The organism is Desulfomicrobium macestii, from assembly GCF_014873765.1.
Classification (GTDB): Bacteria; Desulfobacterota; Desulfovibrionia; order Desulfovibrionales; family Desulfomicrobiaceae; genus Desulfomicrobium; species Desulfomicrobium macestii.
This window is the reverse complement of record NZ_JADBGG010000071.1, coordinates 1-5,609: the sequence shown is the minus strand read 5'-3', so window position 1 is coordinate 5,609 and position 5,609 is coordinate 1. Positions and strand designations below refer to the sequence as shown.

The following is a 5,609-nucleotide window of genomic DNA, read 5'->3' as shown; positions in this document are numbered from 1 at the left end:
ATGACGCCAGAACATTTCTGTCGGCAGTATGGGAAAAACCTGAACCGTGGGGAAACTCTCAAGAATTGAGTGGTCCGAAGTTTCCCGGCAGGTCATCTCGACCGCGAAGTCCGAAAGCAGGCCGAAGCCCTGAAATTTACAGAAAACCGTAAAGCTCGCATTGCCATGTCTTTGGCCAACTCCATTGACGACATTCTCCTTGCGCTAGCCGTGATATTGAAAGGCCATGCACTCATTGCGCTGCCTCCAAATGCATCAGACCAGGAGAAAAATGACCACCTGCGTTGTTGCGAAGCAGATGCCATCTTGGAGCGAAGAGAAAAAAAAATTGAGATAGAATTACTGGACAGTACTAGAACCTGTTATCCAGAACATGAATCAACAGCCTTTATTCGTCCGACTTCTGGAACAACTGGTGCAAGCAAGGGCGTCGTCCTTTCACATCAGTGTATTGAAGCAAGAACTGATTCAGTAGCCAGAGCTCTTAAACTTGGGATCGAAGACAAAATAATATGGACTATGTCTGCAAGCTTGCATTTTGCATCTTCAATACTTGCTTATCTTATGGCCGGGACAACGGTCATCCTCGCTCCCGACACGCGACCAGAAACGGTTCTCTCATTGGCTCAAAAACATCAAGCAACCCTGCTCTACGGCAGTCCTTGGCTGTTTCGCATGCTGGCCGCAGATTCGAGCACAGAAAAACTTCCACATCTGCGATGGGCAATATCTACAGGACAACCCTTATCTGAATCCGTAGCAGTTTCTTTTCAACATCGTTTCGGCCATCCGCTCAGGCAAGCTTATGGAATAATCGAAGCAGGCCTCGTCTGCATCAACACTCAAGATAATTCAAATCCGATGACGGTAGGTCCTGCAGCGCCAGGATTCGACATTCGAATTTGCGACGAAGAAGGAAACAAAGCCGCTGACGGACACGTTGGAGAAGTATGCATCAAAAGTTCATCCATATTTTCTGGATATATTTATCCGCAGCGAATGCCAGCAATTCTTGATATGGATAGCTATTTTTTAAGTGGAGATCTTGGAATTATAGAAAAAAACTGTTTAAAGCTTGTTGGAAGAAAAGCATCTCAAATAAATGTGGCCGGATTGAAAGTTTTTCCAGAAGAAATTGAATCCGTTCTCGAATCTCATCCAGCAATTTTAAAATCACGAGTTTACGGAATTCCAGAACAACGAATCGGAAACATTATTGTAGCAGAAGTAATTTTATCAAAAGATAAAAAAGTTGACAAATATTTTATAATAAATCACTATAAAAAATACTTACAACAATACAAACTTCCCCTTAAAATTATCTCTGTATCAGAGATCCTTCACACTGCGAGCGGAAAAGTTAAAAGATACTAGAGACAGATTAAATCTGACGAATGTAGAATAAATAAAATATTGATCGCAATGACAGAGTACACTGCAATACGTCATGAAAGAGCCTGAGTTACCCTTGAGAAGTCGGACAGTGGCGCGAAATCCACTCTTTTCATTTTGTTTACGGTGAAGCTCCAAGATTTCGAGCATGTAGCGCAACAGTTGCAATGCGACAAAACGGGCGGGGCTGCTCTTGTGTTCAAAAAGAAGGTACACGTACGCAGATTTCCCGCCCACAAGCCGAACCGAGTAAAGCATGTCTGAATAATGCTCTCGTTGATCCCCGCCTACAAATGTGTCCTTGCCGATAGACAGAGTGTCCAACACACCCATCGCGGACATTGCGTTTTACCAAGAAAGCAATGTTGCCTAGATTTTGAATTTACTCACCATTGCGTCGAGGTTTTCGGCCAAGCGGGCCAGGGACTGGGAATTCGCATGCATGGATTCGGCGGTTTGGGCCACTTCACCTGAAGCGGCATTGACCGAAGTCACATCCCTGGCGATGGTTCGCAGCACCGAATCGGCCTGTGCGACATTCTCGTTGACCTGCTGCACGCCAATGGAGGCTTGTCCGACATTGTCGGCGATGTCGCGGGTCGTCACGGACTGCTCTTCCACCGCCGCCGCGATGCTGCCCACGATGGAGTCCACGTCGTTGATCACGCTGCTGATCTGGCCAATCTCCTGCACCGTCTGCCCGGTGGTCTGTTGGATGCCCTGGATCTTGCCCCGGATCTCCTCAGTGGCACGAGCGGTCTGCTGAGCCAATTCCTTGATTTCATTGGCGACCACAGCAAAGCCGCGCCCCGCTTCTCCAGCCCTGGCCGCTTCGATGGTCGCATTCAGGGCCAACAGGTTGGTCTGGGATGAAATGGCCGATATGGCCTCGGTAACCTTGCCGATATCCTGCGCCGCCGTGCCAAGCTCGTTGACCTGCACGGAGGCTTTCCCGGCGGCGGCAACAGCCTGTCCTGTTATGTCCTTGGCCTTGCCGGTGCTGACCGAAATTTCCGTGATGGTCGCGCTCATCTCTTCGGAACTTGTGGCCACGGTGCCTATGTTCACGGTAAACTGCTCCATGGACGCGGCCACGCTGTTCATGTTCGCGCTCATTTCCTCCGCCGAGGCCGCAACCGTATTTGAAGTTCCAGTCATGCTACCGGAAGAACTGCTCAGGTTGCCTGCAAGTTCCAGCAGGGTCCGCGCGGCCATGCTGACTTGACTTGAATTGTGGGCGACGTCCTTGATGATGTTGTGCACCCTATCCACAAACTGGTTGAACCATTCGGCCAATTCCTGGGTTTCCATACCGGACTGGTCCTTGATTCTTTTGGTCAGATCGCCCTCACCTTCGGCAATGTCACGCAGCATGGCAATCATGCGCCCCAAGGGACCCGTTATGCCGTTGGAGATGAACAAGGTCAGCGCCCCACCCACAAAAATACTGCCGAATGTGATGATTGCCAGAATGAGCTTGAGCCGCTCAAAGGCAGCCGCCGCTTCCTGCCCCGCATCCTTTGCGTCGTTATCGACAATTTCGGTCAGTTTGTTGATATGCTCGCGCATGATGTCGAATTTTGCAGCGCCATCCGTAATGGCCATCTCGACGGCTTCCGGGCTCGCTTCCCCCGTGGACCTTGCGCGCAACTCTATAATCCTATTCGAAACCGCTTCCCAGGCCGCCCTGTCCCTGACGTACTGATCGACCAGTTCCTTCTTCTCCTCGGAGAAGCTGACCGCGATGAACTTTTTCAGACGACTGTCCGCCTGCTCCATGTTTTCCCTGTAGGACTTCATGTTGTTGTCATACTCGGCGGTTCCGGGAACGCTCAACAGCAGACCCCGCTCAGCCAAAAGCATCTGATGCAGATCGCGATCCGCTTCGAGCAAAACCGCCGTTCCCGGCAGGTCGCGCCCAAGCACCAGAGACAATTTTCCGTTGATGGACGTGGCCATAAAAAAAGCCACAAACCCCATGATCGCAATCAAAGCGATATTGAGGCCAAGAATGATGAACAGACGGCCGCGTATGCGAAATTTACTCAGCATGGCCCCTCCCGTGGAGCAATGTTAAAAAAAATGAAATAATAAATCAAAATTAGTACAATAGAATTCCAGAAAAAAAAGAGCGCAATTGAGTTTTTGAGTCACGCATTGAGTCTGCGCAAAAGAATTTTGTGCAAGTTGTACAGAAAAACATATTTACGGCAAGGATAAATGATGTCGAATCCGTTCAATCATGCGAGACATACTGCACGGTTTCATAAGCACATCCTTGCTACTCATGCCCAGAGACTCCAGTTCAGTGGTAAGCTCCGTATCCACGGAACCGGTGTGGATCAGAAAGCGCCTACACCGGCACGACGCAGCCCTGATGAAATCACCGCCGTGCATACCCGGCAAGCGCATGTCCACAATGCACAAATCCGCTCCATCGCGTTCCAGGATACCCAGTCCCTCCTCAGCCGAAGCTGCGACCAAAATTGCGAACTCTTCGTAATCCTCGCAATATGCCACGAAGCTCGAACGGATCTGTGCTTCATCATCAACCAGAAGTACCCGATTCAAATTTTTCATTCCCTATCCCTCTGGGTTACTGCGTACCGGTAACTCGATGACGAAGACTGTTCCGTTTCCAGGAGTTGATTGAACGCTCATCTTCCCTCCATGTCCATTGGTAATGATGAAATAGGAAACAGATAATCCCAGACCGGTGCCGACACCCGGGGCCTTGGTGGTGAAGAAGGGCTCAAAGATGCGGCGCTGAATATCCACAGGAATACCTGGCCCATTGTCCCTAATCTCCAATCGTAGCCAGTCTCCCTGACAGGACAGATGGATTTCGATACGCGGTGCCTCGCAGTCAGCGCCCATTGCTTGCGCGGAGTTGCGCAGCAGGTTGAGTACCACCTGTTCAATGTCGGTTTCCGTGCACTCAATATCGGGGAGGGGATCAATGTAATGCTTTATGATGGATATTTTCTTGAAATCGAAACTCTTCTTCAAGTCAAAATCATTGGAGGCCAACGCAAGGGCCTTATCGATGATGACGGGCATACTGCAACTCAACCGGTGAGACTGGCTCATACGGCTGAAATCGAGCATGTGCCGAATAATGCTTGCAGCGCGAAGCGCAGCGGATTCGATATCCGCAATAAACATGTTGAGTTTACGCGCTCGAGAATATTTTTCCAGCAGTTCCAGATCGAGCCCCATACTCTTGGCAACTTCCCGATTCTTGGAAAAATCCGGACGCATACGCTGTGCCAAGGTCTGTACAGCTTGCAATATGATGCCCAGAGGATTGTTTATCTCATGGGCGATGCCCGCAGAGATGCCGCCCACGGAGATCATTTTCTCCGTCTGAACCATCATCTCCTGCATTTTCTTGTGTTCGGTTATGTCGACCATGCTGGCAATACTGTAATTGTCCAGAAAGTTGTAATATATGAGCATGACGTGCTCCGTGCCATCCTTGGCAGCCACACGACGCTCATGCGCTTTTGGTATGCCGTCTGAATTCATGAAACCGCTGCGCTGCCAGGATTCCAGTACCGAACTTCTGTAACGAGGGTCGGGATAAGCCTTCAGCCACCAGTCATCGATAGCAGGAAGATCTTCCACTGTATAACCCAGTACCTCTGTGAATGCCTGATTCACGGCGACAAATCGACCATCATTCAAAGTATAGCAAAGCGGGATTGGAGTCAGGTCGAAAAGTCCGCGGAATCTGGCCTCACTTTGAAGGGTTTGATTGCGCAAGATTCGCTGCTGTCGCAATAGATGCAGCAGCCATAGGATGAGCAGCCCCTCCAGGATGATAAAGGCCACGGCTGCGATCAGATAAAACCCGTAACCATGCCACTGTGTTTCCGGTTCATTTATGAAATTGACTTGTTCGGAAATTTTAACGGCGGCCGGGTCGATGCCCCAGCGTTTCATCACCTGATAATCGAGGGTGACTGAATTGACGTTTTCTCCGACCACAGCAATTGAAGAGGGAGCCTCTCCTGCCCAGATGCGCAAAGCCAGCCCGGCTGCGGTCGAGCCCTGATAAAAACCGCTATTGATCCAGCCGCCAAGGGCTCCAAGCCCAAGATACATGCCTCCATGCACCAATTGTTGATCAGCACCCCTATGAAGCCAAAACGTCGGCACCCTAATGGAGCCAGTTCATCGGCACCCTTAATGGAGCCACTTGGTGTGCACCCCTA

Annotated in this window: 5 protein-coding genes; 1 reads left to right on the top strand and 4 read right to left on the bottom strand. The window is 50.1% G+C overall.

The genetic code is table 11. From position 1 onward, the window contains the following. Positions 1 to 69 precede the first annotated feature (69 nt). Positions 70 to 1,374: a class I adenylate-forming enzyme family protein gene (locus tag H4684_RS20230; protein WP_192625141.1), complete on the top strand. Its 1,305-nt coding sequence runs from the start codon at positions 70 to 72 to the stop codon at positions 1,372 to 1,374. Here H4684_RS20230 and H4684_RS21330 read toward each other — a convergent pair. From H4684_RS21330 to H4684_RS20210, 4 genes are all read right to left on the bottom strand, one after another. Then, the gene (locus H4684_RS21330) at positions 1,330 to 1,725 is read right to left on the bottom strand and encodes an Rpn family recombination-promoting nuclease/putative transposase (protein ID WP_225940590.1); all 396 of its coding nucleotides are present in this window, start codon (positions 1,723 to 1,725) and stop codon (positions 1,330 to 1,332) included. The genes H4684_RS20230 and H4684_RS21330 overlap by 45 nt on opposite strands. 36 nt (positions 1,726 to 1,761) lie before the next feature. Continuing rightward, on the bottom strand, positions 1,762 to 3,444 hold the full coding sequence (locus H4684_RS20220; protein ID WP_225940589.1) for a methyl-accepting chemotaxis protein: 1,683 nt from the start codon (positions 3,442 to 3,444) through the stop codon (positions 1,762 to 1,764). Positions 3,445 to 3,597: 153 nt separating this feature from the next. Next, complete coding sequence (locus tag H4684_RS20215) at positions 3,598 to 3,972, bottom strand: response regulator (protein WP_092192672.1); 375 nt, start codon at positions 3,970 to 3,972, stop codon at positions 3,598 to 3,600. A 3-nt stretch (positions 3,973 to 3,975) separates the two neighbouring features. Then, a complete protein-coding gene (locus H4684_RS20210) occupies positions 3,976 to 5,499 on the bottom strand; it encodes an ATP-binding protein (protein WP_192625139.1) in 1,524 nt (507 codons plus the stop codon). Positions 5,500 to 5,609 lie beyond the last annotated feature (110 nt).